Here is a 21,687-nt window from a genome sequence, read left to right as displayed (position 1 = left end):
GTCGTCGCAGGACGGCGTGCATAAGGTCGGCGGTATGGCGACACGGCTTGTTCAGATTGCGATGGACGCTCGCGATGACTCCACCCTCGGCCGGTTCTGGGCGGAGGTGCTCGGCTGGGGCATCGACAGTGAGGAACCCGGCGTGACGAACCTCGAACCCGTGGGCCTCGTCTATCCCGACCCCGCCGCCCTCTACATCGACATCGTTCGCGTCCCGGAACCCAAGACGGTGAAGAACCGGGTGCACATCGACCTCGCCACCACCTCCGCGGCCCACCAGGCCGACCTGGTCGCGCGCCTCCGGCTCCTCGGCGCGACGCCCGCCGACGTGGGCCAGGGCGACGTCCCGTGGACGGTCCTGGCCGACCCCGAGGGCAACGAGTTCTGCGTCCTGGAGCCTCGCGCCGTCTACCGGGACACGGGGCCGATGGCCGCGGTGGTCGTCGACTGCGCGGACCCCCGGGCCATGGCCCGGTTCTGGGGCGAGGCGATGGATTGGACCGTGCACGAGGTGACCGACGAACAGGCGGTGCTGCGCTCCGCCAAGAGCGTCGGCCCGTATCTCGAATTCGTCCGCACACCCGACGTGAAGACCGTGAAGAACCGCATCCACCTCGATCTCCGCCCGTACCCCGGAGACGATCACGCGGCAGAGGTGGCCCGGCTGCGCGCCCTCGGCGCCACCGACGTCGACCTCGGCCAGGGCGACGTGCCGTGGACGGTCCTGGCCGACCCGGAGGGCAACGAGTTCTGCGTCCTCACCCCGCGCTGAGGCGGAGCCCACCGCCCGCCCAGGACGTCGAGGCGACGGCCCGGTCCGTCCCGCGGCGGCCCGGTCTGCGGAGGGTGCGGAGGGTCGCCGCGCCGGGAACAATCCCGCAGGACGTTTCGTTGGCCCCAGGTCTACTGCTCACACCGCGAACCGAGGAGTACCTTGCCCGACACCTCGTCCCCGGCCACCCTGCTCCCCCTCCCGCCGCTGGTCACCCAGGCCGATCACCTGATCCGGCTGGGGGTGCACGAGCTCGCGGGGATAACCGAAGACGAACTGCGCACCTTCGCCGCCGAAGCCACCGGCAGCTCCGACGCCGACGCCCTGCTCGCCGTCCACCCGGACCGCGCCCCCGCGTCCGTCCTCGCACCGCTGCTCCACCGCGACGGCAAGTCCGGCTTCGTCGTCACCGACATGACCGACGTCGACCGGTTCACCCCCTCCGCCGTAGAGCTGCCCGACGGCCCCCTCTACCTCGTCACCGGCCTCGACCGCGGCGACCACATGGCCAACTGGACCCCGGAGGAGGCGCTGCCTGCCCTCACCGAACAGGACCGGACCCCGCTGCTGCTCACCGAAGGCATCCACTGGGTGCTGCAGCAGCCGGAGGTCCTTGAGCGCAACCGCTGCTTCATGACCATCGGCTCCCGGCTGCGCAAGGCGAACGGCTCGCTGGACGCCCGCACCCCGGCGATCTGGATCAGCAACGGCTCGGGCCGGGACGGCCGCGAGCACCGCAACGCCCCGAAGGTCGGCTGGTGCTGGTGGGGCAACCGCCACACCTGGCTCGGCATCGCCTCCGCCACCGGCCGAGGACACTAAAGGTTGTTTCACCAGGCCGGCCGGTTCTGAGCGGCGCCGGTGAACTGCACCACGAGCCGGACGCGGGCGGTCCCGCCTACGTGCGGCCGCGGGGGGCAGGGCCGGGTACCCGGCCCTGCCCCCCAACCCGCGGGGTGGGGCCAGCTACCCCGCGCCCGCGGCCCGGTCGCCGAGATCAGCACTCCCCTGACTGGAGGGATCAGCCCTTGAACATGTTGTAGAGGACACCGGCGACGAGGAAGTATCCAAGGTAAGAGCCGAGTACCACGCCCAGCATCACAAAGAGCTTGACCGACGTCCCCAACGGCTTGCGGGCCAGGGAGAGATTCGCGTAGAGCCCCGCCGCCCCGAAGGCGCCGCCTATCGCCCCGCCGATCGGCAGCAGGATGACTGGCGCGATCGAGAGCACCAACTGCCACCAGACGAGCCCCCGGAACTTGGCCCACGGATCCGGCTTGCTGAGCGAGTTGCTTCCGAGGTCGGGGGTGTGCTGCATGTGCGGGAAACCTTCGTTCTCTTCCACGTGATCGTGCTGAACCGTCAGGATGCGGGTGACGGACTCGCGGGGCAACCACGTGTTGACAACGGTTTGCCTACGAAACGCGCCTGTCGACGGCTGTCTCGGCCCCCTTGCCCGCGCATTCGGTCCGCTCGGATGCCCCTGGAGGGCACCTCCCGCCTGGATCACGACAGCCTCGGCCTCGCATCGCTCGTATGAGGCACTCCACCGATCCGGGGGATCAACCTGACAAACCGATGAGCCGAGGCCGGGCCTCCTCGCGTCCGAAGGTCAACACCTTCGCAAGTACCTCGCGCATCTCGTCCATACTCTCCGCCGGTACGTCGAGCACCGCCTCGAGCTTCGCTTCCTCCAACTCCAAGTCATCCAGACACTCGGGGTCCAGCAACACCGTAAGCAGGCTGCCTGTCAGGGCGACCTCGCGGACACAGCCATAGGTCGTGCATTGGTCCGGGGTCATCACGCAGTAAGTGTCGAGCCCGAGCGAGACGTCTTGTGCGGACGGCTCACCCATGGCGCTCGTGAACAGCAGGAAGAAGCCTCCATCCTCCTCCGCCACGCCAGCCTGCATCTCGCCATCAACGTCGATCTCGGCAGCCACCGCACGGGCTGTGAACCTGTATGCCATTCACCGGTTCTACCAGGGGCCCAGCACAGCCGACGTCTATCCCTCCGCCAACGAGCACTGCCGCGATGCGGACGTGAACGGTTCTCCAGCCCCTCCCTGGTCGCCCGGCTCGCACAGAAGCCCCGCCGGACGTTCGCTTCCGGCGGGGTGTTCGTTCTGCGGGGGCCGGCTCAGCAGCTGGCGGTGATGGGCGTGTGGCCGACGTACACGACGCCTCGTGTGTTGATGTCGACGGTTTCGCCGGCGCCGTTCATGGTGTTGCAGGCCCAGACGGCAGTGCCGCTGCTGTTGTAGACGGCAGGGTGGACCCTTCCGTACGGTCGCGCTCAAGCCGCCCGTGGAGTGCGGGGTGGGGGAGCCGGGTCGGGGAGAGGGCGGCGAACAATGGGCGGGGATCAGGGCTGGGGGCAACGGGCCGCGTGCCGGACCGGCGACCCGGAGAAGCTCTTCGTGGAGGGCGCTGCGCAGACGAGAGCGAAGGCTCTTTGCTCTGGCTGCGTGGTGCGCACGGAATGCCTGGCCCACGCCCTCGACCACCGCGTCGAATACGGGGTCTGGGGAGGCATGACCGAGCGCGAGCGCCGAGCCCTCCCGAAGCGAAGGCCCCCGGTCACCTCCTGGAAGCGGCTGCTGGAAGCTGCCCGCAGCGAGTACGAGCACCACGCCGAATCCGTCAGGCCGCTGCGGCCGTGGCCGTGGCGGAGCAGCCGGTCCGGGGCGGTCTGGGAGTCGCGCCGCGTACGTCACGCCGTGCCCTTGTCATGGCCCTACGCGCGTTCGTGCCGGACGTTGGTTCTGTAAGCCGGAGCCAACCAGTTCAGAGGTCTTCTGCCGGCCCAACATGGCGAAGGACTGTCTCGTGCTCGCCCGTGGCAACGAGCCCGTCGATCGCCTTGACCATCGACGGCACGCCGGCCTCACGGACGATGAGGCCGTCCCAGCACCACCAGTAGGCGCCTTCTGGGTCGCCCGCCTGCCGTTGGCGGTCCATGATGCGGTGTACCTCATGGAGCGTGACCACGGTTCCGGACCAGCGATCGCCGTCATCGCGGATGACCCACATGTCGACATTGCAGACCTCATCGAGGTCGTCTCGCGCATCGGGGACGAAGCAGATCTCGTATCCATCACGCTTGACCCGGTAAAAGGGACCGTCCCACATGCTCCTCCGTAATGCTCTGTCAGACGCCGCCTGCGTAAGCCAGGGCAGACGGCCGACCGTTACGCCACACTCTGCCTGAAGGGGACAGGCTCACGGTCCCTGGCCCAGTCCCGGGGCCCCCGCTACCACGGTGACCCCGGGCCGATTTCAGAACTCACCGTCGATACCGGTGACGGCCGGAGGCCCCAGCGGTGCGTCCTCTTCCGAGAAGCCCAGTTTCTGGAGGGCAGCCCCTGCCAGGCGGACGGCCTCGTCCTCCGCCGTCGCCTTGTCCACGGCCTCGATTTCGAGCCGTACGGAGAAGGTGCCGTCCTCGTGGACCGTCAGCAGCTCCACGTCCTCCGTCTCGCTCAAGTCGGTGTGGTGCGAAGCCAGGCTCCTCGCCAGCTCGGAGCGAGTGGCATCGTCGACGTCCCTCAGGAACGTGCCCGGCACGGTGATGACGTACGTGGTCACTGCTGCCTCCATAGGCCGGCAAAGGCTGAGTCTTGTTCTGGGATGCCCCGGTGTCGCATTTCAAACCCCTCAGCCCCCACAGATCAGGCAGTCGGGTGTCCCTCCGCCCGCCCTCGACGCACCCGCCGCGGCGTGGCCGGCAGCCTGCTCGAGGCCAGGTCAGCGCGGCGCGCGCTCATCGCTCCTGAGGGACTCCTCGGGGCGAGGCTGCGGAGGCCGTATCTGAGTCCACTCCGAGAACCACCACACGCCGGTGACCACGCCTGCCCACACCAGCCCCCTGAGCAAGGCCGAACCCCATGGGTTGTGTTCGGCCACTCGTTCCACACCTGTCATCACCACCCAGCTGATCACCAGGACGATGGCTGTACGCACCCTTCGATGGTTGAACATGTGCCCCTCTTACCCCAGCCGTGTGGGTTGAACAGATCGCCTCGCTCACAGAGAGAAAGGCAAGTCGGGTGTGTGAATCCCAGAATGCAGGGCAGGCGGCGTGTCGGAGGTTGATAACAATGGTTCCCCTGCTTCTTGTTCTTCTGCTGGCCCTTCTTCTCTTCGGTGCGGGTTTCGCCATAAAGGCACTGTGGTGGATCGCCGTCATCGTGTTGGTGGTGTGGCTGGTCGGCTTCGTCGCCCGGCCCAAGGGCAGCAGTGGCCGCTGGTACCGCTGGTAGCGGGACAGTGGTCTGAAAGGCCGCGGAGGCGTCGCGATCCAGCGGGGCTGTTTGAATACCGCCTCCAAAAACGCGGCGGCGTAGCAGTCGCCGCGTGCGGCGCACGAGAAGAGTCAGGCGGCACGGGCCGCTTCATCTCTGAGATCTGAGGAGTTGTATTCGCGTGACTGAGCATGTGTGGAATTACCAGCCGACCGCCGGGCACCTGGCCGGCACTGACCTGACCGGCTACAAGGTCGAGGCCACGGACGGCGCCATCGGCAAGGTCGACAAGCACTCCGACGAAGTCGGTGACGCCTACCTGGTCGTGGACACCGGGGTCTGGATCTTCGGCAAGGAGGTCCTGCTGCCGGCGAGCACCGTGACCCGGATCGACCCGGAGGAGCGGAAGATCTTCGTCGAGCGGACGAAGGAGCAGATCAAGAACGCCCCGGAGTTCCACCGCGACAAGCATCTCGGTGACGCCGGCTACCGCGAGGAACTGGGTACGTACTACGGCACCGGCGCGCCCTTCGGCGGCCGCCCCGCGTAACACCCCCAGGGTGTAAGCGGCGGAAGGGGATCGGGGCGGGGGGGGGGGGGGCCCCCCCCCCCCCCCCCGCCCCCCCCCCCGGGCCCCGCCCCCCCCCCCCCCCCCCCCCCACGGTGGCGCCGCTGTCGGGGGCGCTGCCCCCGAACCCCCGCTCCTCAAACGCCGGAGGGGCTGGATGGTGCGGCGGGGCCGGATGGTGCGGCCGGGCCGGAGGGGGCAGCGTCCGGTTCGCCGAAGCGGGCGAGGGCCAGGGCTCCCGCGACCGCCACCACGAAGCCCGTCAGCGCCAGCCACGTCAGGCCCTCGCGGGTGCGGTCGCCGAGCCAGGCGACGCCCACCACCGCGGGGCCGATCGTCTCGCCGAGGACCATGCCCGCGGTGGCCGCCGTCACCGAGCCGCGGGCCAGGGCCGAGGTGAGCAGCAGGAACGCGGCGCCGCCGCCCAGCAGAAGGGCGTACAGGGCGGGATTGCGCAGGTCCAGGACGGAGTCGAGGAGCCGGACCGCGACCTCCACCACCCCGAAGCCCGTGCCCGAGGCCAGGCCGAGGACCAGCGCCCGCGGGCCGTCCGGCAGGCGGCCTGCCACCGCCCCGACCAGCAGGACCAGTGCCGCCACCCCCAGCAGCCCCAGTTTCAGCGCGAGCGGCCCGGTCTTCGCGCCCTCCTCCCCGGCGGCGAGCCCCAGCATCAGCAGCCCCGCGCACACCACCCCCACCGCGCCCCACTCCGTACGGGACAGCCGTACGCGCAGCAGACGTGCGGCGACCACCGCCGTCACGGCGAGGCTCGCGGCCAGCGCGGCTCCCACCGCATAGATCGGGACATGGCGCAGCGCGACGATCTGGAGCACGAAGCCGGCCGCGTCCAGGCCGAGCCCCGCGAGGTAGCGCCACTGGCGCACGGCCCGCAGGAACAGGGCGGCGTCCACTCCGGACCCCGTGCCCGGCTCCGCCGCCCGCGTCGCGACCGCTTGCAGAACCGACGCCGTACCGAAGCAGACCGCCGCACCGAGCGCGCAAATCATCCCAATGAGCACGAACTGACTCTAGGTCACGGATCTCGCGGCGGCCGGATTCCATCGGCCGGGGGGCCCGCTCTAGTCTGTCGGCAGCACGCCTCTAGGGGGAACAGGGACATGGACAGCAGCAGCACCAACCAGCGCCGTATGCGCTCCGGAGCCGTCGCACTCGGCGGCATGGGCCTGCTCGCGGCCACACTCGTGGCCTGCGGCAGCAGTGACGAACCGGACAAGCGCTGCGCGTCCCGCTCGACGCTGGAGAAGCTGAACGACAAGGAGTGCAAGAGCGGCGGGCGCGGCGCGTACTACTACGGCGGCAGCGTCAGCAACGGCAAGGTCTCCGGCGGCAGCTTCGACAAGGCCGCGGTCACCCGGGGCGGCATCGGCGGCCACAGCAGCTCCGGCTCCTCCGGCGGCTGACCGTCCATGCAGCGGCACACCATCGAGCCCCGCCCCGACTGGCAGAAGACCGTCGAGGCGCAGGGCCTGATCTACCCCCTCACCCGCTACCCGGACGACTCGCTGCGGCCCTACTGGGACGAGAGCGCCTACTACTCCTTCTCCCTGCCCGAGGTCGAGGCGCTGGAGAACGTCGTCGAGGAACTGCACGCCATGTGCCTGGCCGCGGCCGCGCACATCGTCGAGCACGACCGCTTCGCCGACCTCGGGATCACCGACGCCGGGCTCGCGGAGCGGATCGCCGAGTCCTGGCGCCGCCGCGCCGAACAGCCCTCCCTGTACGGCCGTTTCGACCTGCGCTACGACGGCAGCGGCAGCCCGGCCAAGATGCTGGAGTACAACGCCGACACGCCCACCTCCCTGGTGGAGGCGGCCAGCCCGCAGTGGTTCTGGATGGAGGAACGCTTCCCCGGCGCCGACCAGTGGAACTCCCTCCACGAGCGCCTCGTCGACGCCTGGCGCCGGCAGGCCGAGCTGCTGCCGCCCGGCCCGGTGCACTTCGCGCACTCCGAGACCGACGAGCTCGGCGAGGACCTGATGACGGTCGCCTACCTCCAGGAGACCGCCGAACAGGCCGGCCTGGAGACGCACGCGCTCTCGGTGGAGACCATCGGCTGGGACAGCCTCTCGGGCCGGTTCGTGGACGAGCGGCTCCGCTTCATCCGCAGCTGCTTCAAGCTCTACCCGTGGGAGTGGCTGGTCACCGACGCGTTCGGGCCGCAGGTGCTGGGCACCTACGACCACGGCGGCGGCTCCGGCACCACCGCCTGGATCGAGCCGCTGTGGAAGATGCTGCTCGCCAACAAGGCGCTGCTGGCGATCCTCTGGGAGCTCTTCCCCGACCACCCGAACCTGCTGCCCGCCTACCTCGACGGCCCGCGCGAGCTGGCCGCGACCTGCGGGTACGCGGCCAAGCCGCTGCTGGGACGCGAGGGCGCCGGGGTCACGCTGCACGAGGCGGGCGAGGGCGGCGAGCCCTTCGTCCCGGCCGACGGAGAGACGTACGTCTTCCAGGCCCTGGCCCCGCTGCCCGACTTCGACGGCAACCGCGTCGTGCTCGGCGCGTGGGTCGTCGAGGAGGAGGCGGCGGGACTCGGCATCCGGGAATCGGCGGGGCCGGTCACGGACGAGTACGCCCGCTTCCTGCCCCACGTCATCCTGTAGGGCCGTCAGTCGTCACCGCAGTAGCTGTCGAAGGACGTCTCGGCCCGAGTCGCCGGCGGAGGGCGTGGACCGCGCGACCTTGCAGTTCACGAAGACGAAGTCCTGGTCCTCGTTGACCGCGAGGACGGTGTAGTGGACGTTCTTCTGGAACCGCTGGACCCGGAAGTTGCCGTCGGCGTCGATGTTCAGCGGCTCGGTGGACTCGCCGTCGTTGAGGGTGCGCGGGGGAGTGAACCCCTCGCCGGTGATGACGACGAACCGCCCTTGCGGGTCGGGTGTGACCGTGCAGCTGGCAGCGGGTACCGCCGCCGGGGCGGCGGCGGCCGGTGCGGCGAGGGCGGCGGCGGCGCCGAGCGCGACGGAGGAGGCCAGGGCGCCGCAGAGCAGGCGGTGACGGTTGCGTCGGTACATGGGGTTGCTCCCATCGGAGGGTCGGGCCCGGAATCGGCAGGGCGCGCACCCGTACGGGTCCTCCCATCGTCCGGCGGGCCGCTCCCGGTGTCCACCGCAGGGCCGGGAGCGTCGACGCGCGCCGCCGTGACCGGGAGGATCCCGCCGCGCCCGCCGGGCCGCCGCGGCCCCGTCAGGTCGCGAGTACGGACCGGAGCTGGTCCAGGCCCCAGTCCAGGTCCTCCTTGCTGATCACCAGCGGCGGGGCGATCCGGATGGTGGAGCCGTGGGTGTCCTTCACCAGCACCCCGCGCTCCATCAGCTTCTCGGAGATCTCCCGGCCCGTGCCGTGCGCCGGGTCGACGTCCACGCCCGCCCAGAGCCCGCGCCCGCGCACGGCGGTCACCGCGCCGCCGCCGACCAGCAGGTTCAGCTCCCGGTGCAGGTGGTCGCCGAGTTCGGCGGCGTGCCGCTGGTGCTCGCCGGAGCGCAGCATCGCGATCACCTCCAGGGCGACCGCGCAGGCCAGCGGGTTGCCGCCGAAAGTGGAGCCGTGCTCGCCGGGCTTGAAGACGCCGAGCACGTCCCGGTCGGCGACCACCGCCGACACGGGCACGACCCCGCCGCCGAGCGCCTTGCCGAGGACGTACACGTCCGGATCGACCCCCTCGTGCTCGCACGCGAAGGTCCTGCCGGTCCGCCCCAGCCCCGACTGGATCTCGTCCGCCATGAAGAGGACGTTCCGCTCGCGCGTCAGTTCCCGTACGCCGGCCAGGTATCCGGCCGGCGGCACCAGGACCCCCGCCTCACCCTGGATCGGCTCCAGCAGTACGGCGACCGTGTTGGCGGTGACGGCGGCGCCGAGCGCGGTCAGGTCGCCGTAGGGGACGATCTCGAAGCCGGGGGTGTACGGGCCGTAGTGGTCACGGGCCTCGTGGTCGGTCGAGAAGGACACGATGGTCGTCGTGCGGCCGTGGAAGTTGTTCGCCGCGACCACGATCTTGGCCTGGCCGTCCGGGACGCCCTTGACCTCGTAGCCCCACTTGCGGGCGGTCTTCACCGCCGTCTCGACGGCCTCCGCACCCGTGTTCATGGGCAGCACCATCTCCTTGCCGCACAGCGCGGCCAGTTCGGTGCAGAAGTCGGCGAAGCGGTCGTGGTGGAAGGCGCGCGAGGTGAGGGTGACCCGCTCCAGCTGCGCCCGGGCGGCGTCGAGCAGGCGGCGGTTGCCGTGGCCGAAATTGAGCGCCGAGTACCCGGCGAGCATGTCGAGGTATCTGCGGCCCTCCACGTCGGTCATCCACGCGCCCTCCGCGGAGGCGACGACCACGGGGAGGGGGTGGTAGGTGTGCGCGCTGTGGGCCTCGGCGGAGCGGATGGCATCAGCAGTTGTCGACACGGGGTCTCCGATCGTCGGTCTCGCCGGGTGAACCGGTGACGAGGGTGGCGTCACCTTCCTATCGTCGCCTCCCCGCCGTCGCGCGGACCTCGGTTGCGGAAACCTTCCTTTCGGCGCGGCCGGCCCACCCGCCACGCCCGCTAAGGTGGGCGGTACGCACGGCGACTGGCGCACGGAGAACGAACTCCGGGGGAGCCGTGCGCGCTCGACCGCACACAGGGCCGCTCGCCTGGGCCTCGCGGGGTACCGATCACATCGACCCCGGAGGAGCCCGCCATGTCCGCGAGCCGCCATCCCGCCCTCTTCGCGACCGACCCCGAGCTGGCGTCGTTCGTCGCCGCCGAAGAAGTGCTCCAGGCCGAGACCCTGCGCCTGATCCCCAGCGAGAACTACGTGTCCGCGGCCGTCCTCGAAGCCTCCGGCACCGTGCTGCAGAACAAGTACAGCGAGGGCTACCCCGGCCGCCGCTACTACGAGGGCCAGCAGAACATCGACCGCGTCGAGGCCCTGGCAGTCGAGCGGGCCAAGGGCCTGTTCGGCGTGGACCACGCCAACGTCCAGCCGTACTCCGGCTCGCCCGCGAACCTGGCCGTGTACCTGGCCTTCGCCCGGCCGGGCGACACCGTGATGGGCATGGCCCTGCCGATGGGCGGGCACCTGACGCACGGCTGGGGCGTCTCGGCGACCGGCTCGTGGTTCCGGGGCGTGCAGTACGGCGTCCGCCCCGACACCGGGCTGATCGACTACGACGCGGTGCGCGAGCTGGCGCTGGCGGAGCGGCCGAAGATCATGTTCTGTGGCGGTACGGCGCTCCCGCGCACGATCGACTTCGCGGCCTTCGCCTCGATCGCCGAGGAGGCGGGCTCGGTCCTGGTCGCGGACGTGGCGCACATCGCGGGCCTGATCGCGGGCGGCGCGCACCCGTCCCCGGCGGGGCACGTGGACGTCATCTCCACCACGACCCACAAGACCCTGCGCGGTCCGCGCGGCGCCATGCTGATGTGCCGGGAGGAGCACGCGAAGGCCATCGACAAGGCGGTCTTCCCGGGCCTCCAGGGCGGCCCGCACAACCAGACCACGGCCGGCATCGCGGTCGCGCTGCACGAGGCGGCGCAGCCGGCGTTCGTCTCGTACGCGCACGCGGTCGTCGCCAACGCCAAGGCGCTGGCCGCGGCGCTGCTGGAGCGGGGCTTCGACCTGGTCTCGGGCGGTACCGACAACCACCTGATCCTGATCGACCTGACCGGGAAGGCGGTGCCGGGCAAGGTCGCGGCCAAGGCCCTGGACCGGGCGGGGATCGTCGTGAACTACAACACGGTCCCCTTCGACCCGCGCAAGCCCTTCGACCCGTCGGGCATCCGCATCGGGACGCCGTCGCTGACCTCGCGGGGCCTGACCGCGGCGCACATGCCGACGGTGGCGGACTGGATCTCGCGCGCGGTGGATGCCGCCGCCAAGGGGGACGAGCAGGCCCTCGCCGCGGTCCGCGCGGAGGTCACGTCCCTGATGTCGGCCTTCCCCGCCCCGGGTCTGCCGCTGTCCTGACCCCGCGGCCCGGGTGCCGGGGGCGCCGCCCCCGGCACCCGGCGCGGCGTCCGGCGGGCCGGAGCCCGCCCCCGCACCTGAGAGAATGGGGCCATGGCTTCTGATCGTCCTCGCGCGCTCTCCGGCATCCAGCCCACCTCCGGTTCGTTCCACCTCGGGAACTACCTCGGAGCCATCCGCCAGTACGTCGCCCTGCAGGAGACGCACGACGCGTTCTACATGGTCGTCGACCTGCACGCGATCACCGTGCCGCAGGATCCGAAGGAACTGCGCGCGAACACCCGCCTCTCCGCGGCGCAGCTGCTCGCCGCCGGCCTGGACCCCGAGCGCTGCACGCTCTTCGTCCAGAGCCACGTGCCCGAGCACGCGCAGCTCGGCTGGGTCATGAACTGCCTCACCGGTTTCGGTGAGGCGAGCCGGATGACGCAGTTCAAGGACAAGTCCGCCAAGGGCGGCGTCAACAACGCCACCGTCGGCCTCTTCACGTACCCGATCCTCCAGGTCGCCGACATCCTGCTCTACCAGGCGAACGCCGTCCCGGTCGGCGAGGACCAGCGCCAGCACATCGAGCTGACCCGCGACCTGGCCGAGCGCTTCAACCAGCGCTACGGCCAGACCTTCACCCTGCCCGCCGCGCACATCGTCAAGGAGGTCGCGAAGATCTACGACCTCCAGGACCCGGCGATCAAGATGTCGAAGTCCGCGTCCTCGCCCAAGGGCCTGATCAACCTCCTCGACGAGCCCAAGGTCACCGAGAAGAAGATCAAGAGCGCGGTCACGGACACCGAGGCCGAGGTCCGTTTCGACAGCGAGAAGAAGCCCGGCGTCAGCAACCTGCTCACGATCTACTCCACCCTCACGGGCGAGACGGTCGCCGAGCTGGAGACGAAGTACGAGGGCAAGGGCTACGGCGCGCTGAAGACCGACCTGGCCGCCGTGATGGTCGATTTCGTCACACCCTTCAAGCAGCGCACCCAGGAATACCTGGACGACCCCGAGACGCTGGACTCGATCCTGGCCAAGGGCGCGGAGAAGGCCCGCGCGGTCGCCGCCGAGACCCTCGCGCAGGCCTACGACCGCCTCGGTCTGCTGCCCGCCAAGCACTGACGAACGCACCTGCGGGCCGGGAGCCCTGGCAAGAACGGGGGTGCTGCCGCCACACTGGGGCGGCAGCAGTCCACGGAGACAAGCGGAGGAGAGACATGGGGACCGTAACGCTCGGCGTTTCGATCGCGGTCCCGGAGCCGTACGGCAGCCAGCTCCAGCAGCTGCGCGCCGGCTTCGGGGACGCCGCCGCGCACGGCATCCCCACCCATGTCACCCTCGTGCCGCCGACCGAGGTGGACGCGGACCGGCTGCCGGTCGTCCGGGCCCACCTGGCCGAGGTCGCGGCCCGCTTCCGCGGCTTCCGGATGCGGCTGGGCGGCACGGGGACCTTCCGTCCCCTCTCGCCGGTCGTCTTCGTCAAGGTCGTCGAGGGCGCCGCGGGCTGCACCCGCCTCCAGGGCGAGGTCCGCGACCCGCAGGGGCCGCTCAGCCGCGAGCTGGCCTTCCCGTACCACCCGCACGTCACGGTCGCCCACGGGATCTGCGAGGAGGCGATGGACGTGGCGTTCACGACCCTCGCCGACTACGCCGCCGAGTGGCTCTGCGAGGGCTTCGCGCTCTACGAGCAAGGCTCGGACGGGGTCTGGCGCAAGCTGCGCGAGTACCCCTTCGGGACGGGGCCCGCCGGGGTCCCGGCGCAGCCGGGCTGCCACCCGGCCGACGAGGCGGCGGAAGCGGCCGGTGCGTCCGGACGGCCCTGCTGACGCAGGGGCCGCAGGGTCAGCCGGGCGGTGCGCCGGGCGCGGAACCTCAGCCTTCGCAGGACCAGGGCGTGGAACGGGTGCTCCGTCGGGGGCATTGGGCGAAAAGTCACAAACGAGGACCGTAGTCCCCAAAACCGACAATCCCGGCTATTTCCGCCCGCTCCTTTACGGTGATCCCATGGACTGGCTGACGAAACTTCCGGTGATCGGGCCGCTGGTCGCGCGTCTGATGCGTACGCACGCGTGGCATTCGTACGAACGGCTCGACCGGGTGCACTGGACCCGGCTCGCCGCCGCGATCACCTTCATCAGCTTCCTCGCCCTCTTCCCGCTGATCACCGTCGCCGCCGCGGTGGGCGCGGCGCTGCTCAGCCAGGAGCAGCTGGACCGGCTGCAGAAGAACCTCTCCGAACAGGTCCCCGGGATCTCGGACCAGCTCGACATCGACGGGCTCGTCGCGAACGCCGGCACGGTCGGGCTCGTCGCCGGGGCCTTCCTGCTGTTCACCGGCATCGGCTGGGTCGGCTCGATGCGGGACTGCCTGCGCGCCGTCTGGGAGAAGGACGACGAGGACGAGGGCAACCCCTTCGCCCGCAAGGGCAAGGACGGGCTGGTGCTCCTCGGCCTCGGCGGGGCGGCCCTGGCCTCGGCCGCCGCCTCGACCGTCGGCTCCAGCGCGGTCGGGAAGTTCGGCGAACTGCTGGGCATCCCGCGCGAGGGCATCGGCGGCGGGCTGCTGCGCACCGCCGCCTTCCTCGTCGGCGTACTGGCCGCCTTCCTGCTCCTGCTGTACGTCCTGACGCTGCTGCCGGGTGTCGAACCGCCGCGCCGGCGCCTGATCGAGGCGGCCCTGATCGGCGCGGCGGGCTTCGAGCTGCTGAAGCTGCTGCTCAGTGGCTACATGCGCGGGGTCGCCGCGAAGAGCATGTACGGGGCCTTCGGCGTGCCGATCGCCCTGCTGCTCTGGATCAACTTCACGGCGAAGCTGCTCCTCTTCGTCGCGGCCTGGACGGCGACCCGCGACGACGAGACCGACGACGAGACCGAAGGCGAGACCGAAGGCGAGACCGAAGGCGGGGCCGAGGAGGAGGCCGGCGGAGAGCCGGCGCCCCGCACCGCCTGAAACGGTCTCCTTCGGGTGAATCCTGCCGACGGCGCGGCCCCCGCGCGGGGGTCTCGCGCCGCCCGGCTCACACCAGCTCCTCGCCCCGGTCGCGGCGGCCGCGGGGCCAGCGGCGGTTGACCGCGAAGGCCCCGCCCGCGAGGAGGGCCAGCACGCCGCCCGCGACGCCGAGCGCGGTGCCCGCCCCGCCGCCCGAGCCCGCGCCGGCCGTCGACGGGTTGTTCTCGTGCACCTGGGCCGGGGAGCCGACCGAGGAGGTGTCCGCGCTCTTGGGCGGCACCAGCTCACCCACCGGCTTGACCTTCCCGGCGGCCGCGAAGCCCCAGTCGAAGAGCGCGGCGGTCTCCTCGTAGACCGAGTTCACCCCGCCCGTGCTCGGGTTCATCACCGTGACCAGCAGCTTCCTGTCGCCCCGTTGGGCGGCCCCGGTGAAGGTGGAGCCGGCCATGGTGGTGTTGCCGTTCTTCACGCCGGCGATGCCCTTGTACGGGGAGAGGCCACCCGCGCCCGTCATCAGCCGGTTGGTGTTCTGGATCTCGAAGAACTCCCGCGGCTTCCCGGCCTCCTGCCTGCCGGGGAACTTCGCGCTCGCCGTGCCGCAGTACTCGCGGAAGTCCTGCTTCTGCAAGCCGGAGCGGGCGATGAGCGTCAGGTCGTACGCACTCGACACCTGGTCCGGGGCGTCGTAACCGTCGGGGGACACGACGTGGGTGTCCAGCGCCTGGAGCTCCTCGGCGTGCGCCTGCATGTCCTTGACGGTCTTCTCGACGCCGCCGTTCATGGCCGACAGCACGTGCACGGCGTCGTTCCCCGACCGCAGGAACACCCCGAGCCACAGGTCGTGGACGGAGTACTCGTGGTCCTCCTTGACCCCGACCAGGCTGCTGCCCGGGCCCACGCCGTCCAGGTCCTGTTCGGTGACCTTGTGGACCTTCTCCTTGGGCAGGCCCGGCAGCACGGTGTCCGCGAAGAGCATCTTCATCGTGGAGGCCGGAGGGAGCCGCCAGTGCGCGTTGTTCGCCGCCAGGACCTCGCCGGACTCGGCGTCCGCCACGATCCACGACCGGCCGGACAGGTTCGTCGGCAGGGCGGGCGCGCCCGGCAGCAGGTTCACCTGGGTCCCCGGCTGGCCGAGCAGGCTTCCGCCGACCGTGGACATCGACGCGGGCGGTGCGGGCGCCGCCGGGGCCTTGGGCGGCTGGCCCTTTCCGTCGGCCGGCGGGGACGGCGCGGCGTGTGCGGGGGCCACCAGCAGGGCGGGGGCCAGCAGCGCGGCGGAAAGGACCGTCAGGGCGGTCGTCTTGGCAGACACGCAGGTGAAAGTACATCCCGATGAGCTGGGCGGCGTCACTGACCGGCCATTTCGCCGCAACCACCCCCGGGACAGCCCACCCCGGCGCGTCCGTCCCGGGGACCGATCCGATACTGGCCTCATGAAACTCAGCCGTACCGCCTCCTGGTTCCTGCTCGCCTTCGGCGTGTGGAGCTGGTTCATCTGGGTGTCTTTCGTCCGGAACCTGTGGAAGGACGGCAGTGGGCTGGCCTTCGACGCGGAAGGCGATCCCACGGCCTACTTCTGGGTGCACCTGACGCTCGCGGTGACGTCCTTTCTCCTGGGGACGGCCGTCGGCGTGATCGGGTTGCGCGGGCTGCGGGCGCTGCGTCGTGCGTCACGCGGGGCCGACGGCACGGGTGCGGACCCCTCCGCATGAAGATCGCGATCTTCGTACTGGTCGCGCTCGCGGTCTGCGCCCTGCTGGTGCTGGTGCACCGCTGGCTCTGGATCAGGCTGGTGCGCGACACCACCGCGCCCGGTGGCCTGCCCCGCCGGATCGGCACGGTCCTGACCATCGCCCTGCCCCTCCTCTCCGCTGCCGCCCTGACCACAGGCCGCGCCGGGGCGCCCTTCTGGCTCCAGCAGGCGGTGGCCTGGCCGGGCTTCCTCTGGCTCGCGGTGCTCCTGTACCTCACCCTGACGATGCTGGTCGCGGAGCCGATCCGCGCGCTGTCGCTCCGCCGTCTGGCCCAGGGGTCCCCCTCCCGGCTGATGCAGCCCGCGGGGCGGGCGGGCCACGGCGAGGCGCCGCCGGCACCCGCGGAGCCCTCGACGCCGTCGGCCGCGGTCTCGGCCCCGTCGCCGGAACCGGAACCGGAAGCGGAACCGGAGTCCGCACCGTCACCGGCGCTGGCGCCCCCCACCGCGGCCCGCCTGGAGCTGAGCCGCCGCCGGTTCGTCGCCCGGGCGGTCGGCGGGACCGCGGCCGCCGTGGCCGTCGCGACCGTCGGCGCCGGTACGTACGGGGTCCTGCGCGGGCCGAGCGTCCGGCGCGTGCGGGTGCCGCTGGCCAAGCTGCCGCGCGCGGCGCACGGGTTCCGCATCGCCGTCGTCAGCGACGTCCACCTCGGCCCGGTGCTCGGCCGCGCCCACGCCCAGCGCGTCGTCGACACCGTCAACCGCACACAGCCCGACCTCATCGCCATCGTCGGCGACCTCGTCGACGGCAGCGTCCCGGACCTCGGGCGGGCCGCCGAGCCGCTGCGCGGGCTCACCGCCCGCCACGGCTCGTACTTCGTCACCGGAAACCACGAGTACTTCTCCGGCGCCCAGCAGTGGGTCGACCACGTCCGCGAACTGGGCCTGACGCCCCTGGAGAACGCCCGCCGCGCGCTGCCGCACTTCGACCTGGCGGGCGTCAACGACGTCCAGGGGGAGCTGGAGGGGTCCGGGCCCGACTTCGGGGCGGCCCTCGGCGACCGTGACCGGGCCCGCGCCTCCGTGCTGCTCGCCCACCAGCCCGTCGTCATCCACGACGCCGTCCGGTTCGGGGTCGACCTCCAGCTGTCGGGTCACACCCACGGCGGCCAGCTCTGGCCCGGCAACTACCTCGCCGAGCTGGCCAATCCCACCGTCGCCGGGCTGGAGCGCTACGGCGACACCCAGCTGTACGTGTCCCGCGGGGCCGGTGCCTGGGGCCCTCCGGTACGGGTGGGGGCGCCGTCCGACATCACCGTCGTCGAACTCGCCTCATATCAGGCCTGACCCGCCCCAACCGCCGACGGCCCGCCGAGAACCGGCCTTCCGGTGGCTGATATTCCGTGATGGGATGACCGTTAATCGGACAGCCTGTCGCTGTCACCGGGTCAAAAGGTGGGGTTCACGGAATGCGGTCTGTCCGCTCGAAGATCATTGCGGCCGGGCTGGTCCTCGGTACCGCCGCCGTCGGCGGCTGGCAGCTGCTGCCCGCCGACGGCAACGGCCGCGGCGCCGTGCGCGTGGGGACGAGCGACGTGGTCTCCTCCCTCGACCCCGCCGGGGCGTACGACGCCGGTTCCTGGGCCCTCTTCAGCAACGTCTACCAGTCGCTGATGACCCTCAAGCCCGGCTCCGGCACCCCCGTGCCGGACGCCGCGTCCTCCTGCGCCTTCGTCGGCCAGAAGCTCACCACCTACCAGTGCGAGCTGCGTCCCGACGTGAAGTTCGCCGGCGGCCGCGCCATCACCGCCGAGGACGTCAAGCACTCCTTCGACCGCATCAAGGCGATCAACTCCGACCAGGGCCCGGCCCCCCTCTTCAACACCCTTGAGTCGGTCACCGCCGAGGGCCGTACGGTCACCTTCAACCTCTCCGCCCGCGACGCCACCTTCCCCTTCAAGATCGCGACGGGCGCCGCCTCGATCGTCGACAAGGACAAGTACCCGGCGAAGGCGCTGCGCGAGGGCACCAAGGTCGACGGCTCCGGCCCGTACGCGCTGGGCGAGTACAAGCCGGGTACGAGCGCCGAGCTCACGCCCAACGACACGTACACGGGGCAGGCCAAGCCGGCCCGTACGCCCGTCACGGTCAAGTACTTCAAGGACTCCGCGCAGCTCGACCGGGCCTGGAACGACCGGCAGATCGAGGTCGCCCACCGGGAGATGCCGCCGGCGGTGCTCGCCGCCCTCAGCCCCGCCCTGAAGGACACCCGCTACCAGGCGTCCGGCGGCAGCGAGATCCGCTCCGTCGTCTTCAACGTCCGCCCCGGCTCCGCCACCGCCCCGCCCGCGGTCCGTCAGGCCGTCGCGGCCACGCTCGACCGCTCCAAGGTGGCGGCCACGGTCTACTCGGGGACCGTCACCCCCTTGTACTCCCTGGTCCCGGCGGGCATCGGCGGCCACAGCACGCCGTTCTTCGACGCCTACCCGACGCCGAACGGGGCCGCCGCCGCGAAGCTCCTCAAGGACGCCCGGATCGCCACGCCGGTCCCCCTCACCCTCGGGGTGAACCTGCGCGGCGCGAACCTCCCCGAGGCCGAGGAGATCAAGCGGCAGCTGGAGGCCACCGGCCTCTTCCAGCTGACGATCAAGCCCGTCGAGCAGTGGGCCGACTTCCAGAAGGGCTACGCGGCGGGGGAGTTCGACGCCTACACGATCGGGTGGATCGCGGACTTCCCGGACGCGGACAACTTCCTGGCCCCGCTCGTCGGCGCCGACTCGTCCATGAACAACGGCTTCTCCGACAAGCGCGTCGACGAGCTGATCACCCGTACGCAGTCCCACGCCGAGCGCGGCGACGCCTCCGCCGACTTCCGCGAGCTCCAGAAGCTGGTCGCCCAGCAGGCCCCGATGGTGCCGATCTGGCAGAAGAAGGACTACGTGATGTCCCGCGAGGCCGTCACCGGTGCCCAGTACCTGTCGGACGGCACCGGCGTCTGGCGCCTCTCGGAACTCAACTGGCTGTAGCGCTCGGCGCGACGGCTACGCGGGATCGGACCCCGGCTCCGGCTGCGGGTCCGGGTCCGGGTCCGAGGCCCTGCGCCGGGCCCCCGCCGTCGCCGTCTGGGCCATGCCGGGCAGGAAGTCGGCGAACAGCTCGTGCACTTCGCGCACCAGCGGCCGCAGCACCCGGAAGCGGGCGAGCACGATGCCCCGCGTCGTCAGCTGCGCGCCGCGCTCGGCGAGCCGGCGCGTCTTCTCGCTGTTCGGGGAGCGGTCGAAGACCCAGTAGAGGACCAGACCCATCTGCGAGAGCCACATCAGCTCCGGCAGGACGTCGGCCAGTTCGGCCGGCACCTTGGTCTTCGCCCCCGCCAGCACCTCGCGGTGGATGTCGATGGCCGCCTTGCGGGCGGTCTCCGACTCCGGGGAGAAGGGGCTGAGCGGACTTTCGGGATCCGCCGCGTTCTTGAAGAACTGGGAGGCGAACTCGTGGTAGGGGGCCGCGATGTCCATCCAGCTCGTCAGCACGCCCGCGAGCCGCTTCTGCAGATCGGTCTCGCTGTCCAGGATGGGCCGGACCGCCGCCTGGTGGGCGGCGCCGATCCGGTCGTAGAACCCCTGGACCAGGTGTTCCTTCGATTCGAAGTAGTAGTAGGCGTTGCCGACCGAGACACCGGCCTCCTTGGCGATGCCCCGCATGGTCGTCTTGTCGAACCCGCGCTCCTGGAAGAGCCGGAGCGCGGTTTCGAGGATGAGCGTGCGGGTCTGCTCGCTTTTGGGAGCCTTCTGATCAGTCACGGTGGATGAGCCTATCGGGGGACGGCGCAGTGGTCGTCACAGGCCGGTCCTTCGACACCCTCGGGATCGCCTTCGGCGCCCTCGGGGTGTCCTTCGGTCCGTACCGCCTCCCGCCACCGGGAGGCCGTGTACATGGCCGCCCGGGCGAAGGGCCGTCCGGCCGGGGTGGCCAGCCAGTTGGCCTTCGGCCGGTGTTCGGCCAGCGCCCACAGGCACACGATGAAGGCGTCGGAACCGGTCCACACCTGCCCCGAGTCCCCGATGACGGTGATCTCCCGGAGCGTCGACGCGTGGTCGAGCCGGGGGAACCGCCGCCGCGCCTCCCAGGACGCGGCGGGGACCAGGGCGAGCGGGACCAGCCGGCGCTGCGCGAGCAGCCAGTGCCGGATGTGTACGCAGAGCGGACAGCCGGCGTCGTAGAGGACGGTCAGACTCCGCACCGCCTGGGCGGGTGCCATCGGTCAGGCCCCGACCGGAGCGGTCCACCCCTGGGGGGCGACGGGCGGGGTCTGCTGGCGTTCCATGATCCCCCGGCGGCGCATCTTGTTCAGCACCCACACGTTGCCGAGGTGCATGACCCCGAGGACCAGCAGGACGACGCCGAGCTTGACCGAGAGGGCCTCGAAGAGCTCGCGGGCGGTGCCGACCTCCTCGCTCGACCGCAGGTAGAGGGTGACGAAGCCGATGTTCACCAGGTAGAAGCCGACCACGAGGAGCTGGTTGACGGCGTCGGCCAGCTTCTCGTTGCCCTGGAGGACGTCCCCGATGAAGACCCGGCCGTTGCGGCTGAGCGTACGGGCCACCCAGACGGTGAGCCCGATGCTGATGAGCAGGTAGATGACGTACGTGACCACGGTGAGGTCCATGCCCCAGCCCCCTTGAACGCGTTCAACTGCTGACGTCCTTGACTCTAGGAGGTTTTTTGAACAAGTTCAAGCGAAGGGGGTGGGGGATCAGCGGCTCAGGAACTCCAGCATCAGAGCGGTCGTCTCGGTGGGGCGTTCCAGCGAGGGCAGGTGGCCCGCCCAGGGCAGTTCGCGGTGGACGGCGCCCGGCACGAGGCCGGGGATCTCGGCGGCGGCGGCGCGGAAGTCCGGCAGGTCGTGGGCGCCGCCGACGGACAGGACGGGAGCGGTGATCGCGGCCGGAGCGGCCGGCCGGTCGGCCACCTCGTGGCTCCCGGTGGCGGCCAGGGCGCCCCGGAGGTTCCCGAGCTGCATGTCCCGTACGAGGGCGTGCGCGTCGGCGTCCGCGTCCGGGCCGAGCCAGGTACGGGCGTTGAGCGCGGCGGCGGCGTCCAGGTCCCCCGCCTCGACGAGGGCGTCCTCGGCCGCGCCGAACTTCTGCAACTCCGGGCTCCGTTCCCGGCCGGGCGCCATCCCGGGGCAGAGCAACAGCAGCGAGGTCACCCGCTCGGGGTGCAGCGCGGCGAACTGGAGGGCTATCCGGCCGCCGTAGGAGCTGCCGACCAGGGCGGCCCGGCGGATGCCGAGGTGGTCCAGCAGCTCCCGTACGTCACCCCCGTCGCTGTACGGGGCCTCGGCGGCCGGGGACTGCCCGCAGGTGCGGAAGTCCAGCCGGACCACGCGGAAGCCGGCCTCGGCCAGCGGGCGCCACTGGGGCTCCCACATCCGGCGGTCGCATACAGAGGAGTGCAGCAGGACGACGGCGGGGCCGTCGTGCGGCCCGTCCACATCATGAGAAACGGTCATGAGGTG

At 71.2% G+C, this 21,687-nt stretch carries 26 protein-coding genes and 1 riboswitch; of the genes, 14 read left to right on the top strand and 12 right to left on the bottom strand.

All coding sequences use genetic code 11. From position 1 onward, the window contains the following. Positions 1 to 34: 34 nt before the first annotated feature. Both ACF059_RS03935 and ACF059_RS03930 read left to right on the top strand, forming a co-directional pair. On the top strand, positions 35 to 772 hold the full coding sequence (locus ACF059_RS03935; RefSeq protein ID WP_392050934.1) for a VOC family protein: 738 nt from the start codon (positions 35 to 37) through the stop codon (positions 770 to 772). Positions 773 to 934: 162 nt separating this feature from the next. Then, complete coding sequence (locus ACF059_RS03930) at positions 935 to 1,594, top strand: DUF5701 family protein (RefSeq protein ID WP_392050931.1); 660 nt, start codon at positions 935 to 937, stop codon at positions 1,592 to 1,594. A gap of 199 nt (positions 1,595 to 1,793) precedes the next feature. Here ACF059_RS03930 and ACF059_RS03925 read toward each other — a convergent pair whose 3' ends face one another. Both ACF059_RS03925 and ACF059_RS03920 read right to left on the bottom strand, forming a co-directional pair. Next, a complete protein-coding gene (locus ACF059_RS03925; RefSeq protein WP_392050928.1) occupies positions 1,794 to 2,117 on the bottom strand; it encodes a hypothetical protein in 324 nt (107 codons plus the stop codon). A 217-nt stretch (positions 2,118 to 2,334) separates the two neighbouring features. Beyond that, positions 2,335 to 2,715, bottom strand: a complete 381-nt coding sequence (locus ACF059_RS03920) for an Imm10 family immunity protein (protein ID WP_392050925.1) — start codon at positions 2,713 to 2,715, stop codon at positions 2,335 to 2,337. Between the two features lie 411 nt (positions 2,716 to 3,126). Here ACF059_RS03920 and ACF059_RS03915 point away from each other — a divergent pair, with 411 nt between their 5' ends. Continuing rightward, complete coding sequence (locus tag ACF059_RS03915; protein WP_392050922.1) at positions 3,127 to 3,543, top strand: WhiB family transcriptional regulator; 417 nt, start codon at positions 3,127 to 3,129, stop codon at positions 3,541 to 3,543. A 16-nt stretch (positions 3,544 to 3,559) separates the two neighbouring features. Here the strand turns inward: ACF059_RS03915 and ACF059_RS03910 are convergent, their stop codons facing one another. Both ACF059_RS03910 and ACF059_RS03905 read right to left on the bottom strand, forming a co-directional pair. Beyond that, positions 3,560 to 3,904: a hypothetical protein gene (locus ACF059_RS03910; protein WP_392050920.1), complete on the bottom strand. Its 345-nt coding sequence runs from the start codon at positions 3,902 to 3,904 to the stop codon at positions 3,560 to 3,562. Positions 3,905 to 4,051: 147 nt separating this feature from the next. Further along, positions 4,052 to 4,360: a hypothetical protein gene (locus ACF059_RS03905; protein ID WP_392050917.1), complete on the bottom strand. Its 309-nt coding sequence runs from the start codon at positions 4,358 to 4,360 to the stop codon at positions 4,052 to 4,054. Positions 4,361 to 4,872: 512 nt separating this feature from the next. Between ACF059_RS03905 and ACF059_RS03900 the strand changes: the two genes are divergently transcribed. Both ACF059_RS03900 and ACF059_RS03895 read left to right on the top strand, forming a co-directional pair. Beyond that, entirely contained in the window at positions 4,873 to 5,034 is a 162-nt protein-coding gene (locus tag ACF059_RS03900; protein ID WP_360899798.1) for a hydrophobic protein, read from the top strand. Positions 5,035 to 5,197: 163 nt separating this feature from the next. Then, positions 5,198 to 5,566 carry a PRC-barrel domain-containing protein gene (locus tag ACF059_RS03895; RefSeq protein WP_366865314.1) on the top strand — a complete coding sequence of 123 codons (369 nt, stop codon included), beginning with the start codon at positions 5,198 to 5,200 and terminating at the stop codon, positions 5,564 to 5,566. A 155-nt stretch (positions 5,567 to 5,721) separates the two neighbouring features. On the opposite strand, the gene ACF059_RS03890 is transcribed toward ACF059_RS03895, so the two are convergent. Then, complete coding sequence (locus ACF059_RS03890) at positions 5,722 to 6,591, bottom strand: hypothetical protein (RefSeq protein ID WP_392053026.1); 870 nt, start codon at positions 6,589 to 6,591, stop codon at positions 5,722 to 5,724. A gap of 111 nt (positions 6,592 to 6,702) precedes the next feature. Between ACF059_RS03890 and ACF059_RS03885 the strand changes: the two genes are divergently transcribed. Together ACF059_RS03885 and ACF059_RS03880 are read left to right on the top strand one after the other, a co-directional pair. Next, positions 6,703 to 7,005, top strand: coding sequence for a hypothetical protein (locus ACF059_RS03885; protein WP_361943355.1), 303 nt, complete (start codon positions 6,703 to 6,705; stop codon positions 7,003 to 7,005). A 6-nt stretch (positions 7,006 to 7,011) separates the two neighbouring features. After that, complete coding sequence (locus ACF059_RS03880) at positions 7,012 to 8,208, top strand: glutathionylspermidine synthase family protein (protein ID WP_392050913.1); 1,197 nt, start codon at positions 7,012 to 7,014, stop codon at positions 8,206 to 8,208. Between the two features lie 12 nt (positions 8,209 to 8,220). On the opposite strand, the gene ACF059_RS03875 is transcribed toward ACF059_RS03880, so the two are convergent. Continuing rightward, the gene (locus ACF059_RS03875) at positions 8,221 to 8,619 is read right to left on the bottom strand and encodes a hypothetical protein (protein WP_392050910.1); all 399 of its coding nucleotides are present in this window, start codon (positions 8,617 to 8,619) and stop codon (positions 8,221 to 8,223) included. 172 nt (positions 8,620 to 8,791) lie between these two features. Further along, positions 8,792 to 9,997, bottom strand: coding sequence for an ornithine--oxo-acid transaminase (rocD, locus tag ACF059_RS03870; RefSeq protein ID WP_392050907.1), 1,206 nt, complete (start codon positions 9,995 to 9,997; stop codon positions 8,792 to 8,794). 151 nt (positions 9,998 to 10,148) lie between these two features. Beyond that, a riboswitch (ZMP/ZTP riboswitch) is annotated at positions 10,149 to 10,239 on the top strand. Positions 10,240 to 10,273: 34 nt separating this feature from the next. Here rocD and glyA point away from each other — a divergent pair. The 4 genes from glyA (at position 10,274) to ACF059_RS03850 (ending at position 14,476) form a co-directional block, all read left to right on the top strand. Next, positions 10,274 to 11,542 (top strand): serine hydroxymethyltransferase, encoded by a 1,269-nt coding sequence (glyA, locus tag ACF059_RS03865; RefSeq protein ID WP_392050904.1) that lies wholly within the window; start codon positions 10,274 to 10,276, stop codon positions 11,540 to 11,542. A gap of 93 nt (positions 11,543 to 11,635) precedes the next feature. After that, entirely contained in the window at positions 11,636 to 12,649 is a 1,014-nt protein-coding gene (trpS, locus tag ACF059_RS03860) for a tryptophan--tRNA ligase (RefSeq protein WP_392050902.1), read from the top strand. Between the two features lie 95 nt (positions 12,650 to 12,744). Further along, positions 12,745 to 13,353: a 2'-5' RNA ligase family protein gene (locus ACF059_RS03855; RefSeq protein WP_392050899.1), complete on the top strand. Its 609-nt coding sequence runs from the start codon at positions 12,745 to 12,747 to the stop codon at positions 13,351 to 13,353. A gap of 178 nt (positions 13,354 to 13,531) precedes the next feature. Further along, the gene (locus ACF059_RS03850) at positions 13,532 to 14,476 is read left to right on the top strand and encodes a YihY/virulence factor BrkB family protein (RefSeq protein ID WP_392050896.1); all 945 of its coding nucleotides are present in this window, start codon (positions 13,532 to 13,534) and stop codon (positions 14,474 to 14,476) included. A gap of 67 nt (positions 14,477 to 14,543) precedes the next feature. Here the strand turns inward: ACF059_RS03850 and ACF059_RS03845 are convergent, their stop codons facing one another. Next, a complete protein-coding gene (locus ACF059_RS03845; RefSeq protein ID WP_392050893.1) occupies positions 14,544 to 15,971 on the bottom strand; it encodes a D-alanyl-D-alanine carboxypeptidase in 1,428 nt (475 codons plus the stop codon). Between ACF059_RS03845 and ACF059_RS03840 the strand changes: the two genes are divergently transcribed. The 3 genes from ACF059_RS03840 (at position 15,910) to ACF059_RS03830 (ending at position 19,195) form a co-directional block, all read left to right on the top strand. Then, a complete protein-coding gene (locus ACF059_RS03840) occupies positions 15,910 to 16,188 on the top strand; it encodes an SCO4848 family membrane protein (RefSeq protein WP_392050890.1) in 279 nt (92 codons plus the stop codon). The genes ACF059_RS03845 and ACF059_RS03840 overlap by 62 nt on opposite strands. Then, a complete protein-coding gene (locus tag ACF059_RS03835) occupies positions 16,185 to 17,516 on the top strand; it encodes a metallophosphoesterase (protein ID WP_392050887.1) in 1,332 nt (443 codons plus the stop codon). Before ACF059_RS03840 ends, ACF059_RS03835 begins: the two co-directional genes overlap by 4 nt. A 122-nt stretch (positions 17,517 to 17,638) precedes the next feature. Next, entirely contained in the window at positions 17,639 to 19,195 is a 1,557-nt protein-coding gene (locus tag ACF059_RS03830) for an ABC transporter substrate-binding protein (RefSeq protein ID WP_392050884.1), read from the top strand. A gap of 15 nt (positions 19,196 to 19,210) precedes the next feature. Here ACF059_RS03830 and ACF059_RS03825 read toward each other — a convergent pair whose 3' ends face one another. The 4 genes from ACF059_RS03825 to ACF059_RS03810 form a co-directional block, all read right to left on the bottom strand. After that, entirely contained in the window at positions 19,211 to 19,969 is a 759-nt protein-coding gene (locus ACF059_RS03825; RefSeq protein ID WP_392050881.1) for a TetR/AcrR family transcriptional regulator, read from the bottom strand. Between the two features lie 11 nt (positions 19,970 to 19,980). Further along, positions 19,981 to 20,427 (bottom strand): thiol-disulfide oxidoreductase DCC family protein, encoded by a 447-nt coding sequence (locus tag ACF059_RS03820; RefSeq protein WP_392050878.1) that lies wholly within the window; start codon positions 20,425 to 20,427, stop codon positions 19,981 to 19,983. A 3-nt stretch (positions 20,428 to 20,430) separates the two neighbouring features. After that, positions 20,431 to 20,835 carry a hypothetical protein gene (locus ACF059_RS03815; protein WP_360897345.1) on the bottom strand — a complete coding sequence of 135 codons (405 nt, stop codon included), beginning with the start codon at positions 20,833 to 20,835 and terminating at the stop codon, positions 20,431 to 20,433. Positions 20,836 to 20,922: 87 nt separating this feature from the next. After that, on the bottom strand, positions 20,923 to 21,681 hold the full coding sequence (locus ACF059_RS03810; protein ID WP_392050876.1) for an alpha/beta fold hydrolase: 759 nt from the start codon (positions 21,679 to 21,681) through the stop codon (positions 20,923 to 20,925). Positions 21,682 to 21,687 lie beyond the last annotated feature (6 nt).

The organism is Streptomyces sp. NPDC016562, from assembly GCF_043076955.1.
GTDB lineage: Bacteria > Actinomycetota > Actinomycetes > Streptomycetales > Streptomycetaceae > Streptomyces.
The sequence above is the reverse complement of the archived record's forward strand: the minus strand, read 5'-3'. Positions and strand labels throughout refer to the sequence as shown.

Coding starts and splice junctions, on each gene's coding strand:
- ACF059_RS03935 (WP_392050934.1), top strand. CDS start 35: ATGGCGACACGGCTTGTTCAGATTGCGATGGACGCTCGCGATGACTCC.
- ACF059_RS03850 (WP_392050896.1), top strand. CDS start 13,532: ATGGACTGGCTGACGAAACTTCCGGTGATCGGGCCGCTGGTCGCGCGT.
- ACF059_RS03835 (WP_392050887.1), top strand. CDS start 16,185: ATGAAGATCGCGATCTTCGTACTGGTCGCGCTCGCGGTCTGCGCCCTG.
- ACF059_RS03890 (WP_392053026.1), bottom strand. CDS start 6,591: ATGATTTGCGCGCTCGGTGCGGCGGTCTGCTTCGGTACGGCGTCGGTT.
- ACF059_RS03915 (WP_392050922.1), top strand. CDS start 3,127: ATGGGCGGGGATCAGGGCTGGGGGCAACGGGCCGCGTGCCGGACCGGC.
- glyA (WP_392050904.1), top strand. CDS start 10,274: ATGTCCGCGAGCCGCCATCCCGCCCTCTTCGCGACCGACCCCGAGCTG.
- ACF059_RS03855 (WP_392050899.1), top strand. CDS start 12,745: ATGGGGACCGTAACGCTCGGCGTTTCGATCGCGGTCCCGGAGCCGTAC.
- ACF059_RS03815 (WP_360897345.1), bottom strand. CDS start 20,835: ATGGACCTCACCGTGGTCACGTACGTCATCTACCTGCTCATCAGCATC.
- ACF059_RS03910 (WP_392050920.1), bottom strand. CDS start 3,904: ATGTGGGACGGTCCCTTTTACCGGGTCAAGCGTGATGGATACGAGATC.
- ACF059_RS03820 (WP_392050878.1), bottom strand. CDS start 20,427: ATGGCACCCGCCCAGGCGGTGCGGAGTCTGACCGTCCTCTACGACGCC.
- ACF059_RS03830 (WP_392050884.1), top strand. CDS start 17,639: ATGCGGTCTGTCCGCTCGAAGATCATTGCGGCCGGGCTGGTCCTCGGT.
- trpS (WP_392050902.1), top strand. CDS start 11,636: ATGGCTTCTGATCGTCCTCGCGCGCTCTCCGGCATCCAGCCCACCTCC.
- ACF059_RS03900 (WP_360899798.1), top strand. CDS start 4,873: ATGGTTCCCCTGCTTCTTGTTCTTCTGCTGGCCCTTCTTCTCTTCGGT.
- ACF059_RS03875 (WP_392050910.1), bottom strand. CDS start 8,619: ATGTACCGACGCAACCGTCACCGCCTGCTCTGCGGCGCCCTGGCCTCC.
- ACF059_RS03840 (WP_392050890.1), top strand. CDS start 15,910: ATGAAACTCAGCCGTACCGCCTCCTGGTTCCTGCTCGCCTTCGGCGTG.
- ACF059_RS03845 (WP_392050893.1), bottom strand. CDS start 15,971: ATGAACCAGCTCCACACGCCGAAGGCGAGCAGGAACCAGGAGGCGGTA.
- ACF059_RS03885 (WP_361943355.1), top strand. CDS start 6,703: ATGGACAGCAGCAGCACCAACCAGCGCCGTATGCGCTCCGGAGCCGTC.
- ACF059_RS03880 (WP_392050913.1), top strand. CDS start 7,012: ATGCAGCGGCACACCATCGAGCCCCGCCCCGACTGGCAGAAGACCGTC.
- ACF059_RS03810 (WP_392050876.1), bottom strand. CDS start 21,681: ATGACCGTTTCTCATGATGTGGACGGGCCGCACGACGGCCCCGCCGTC.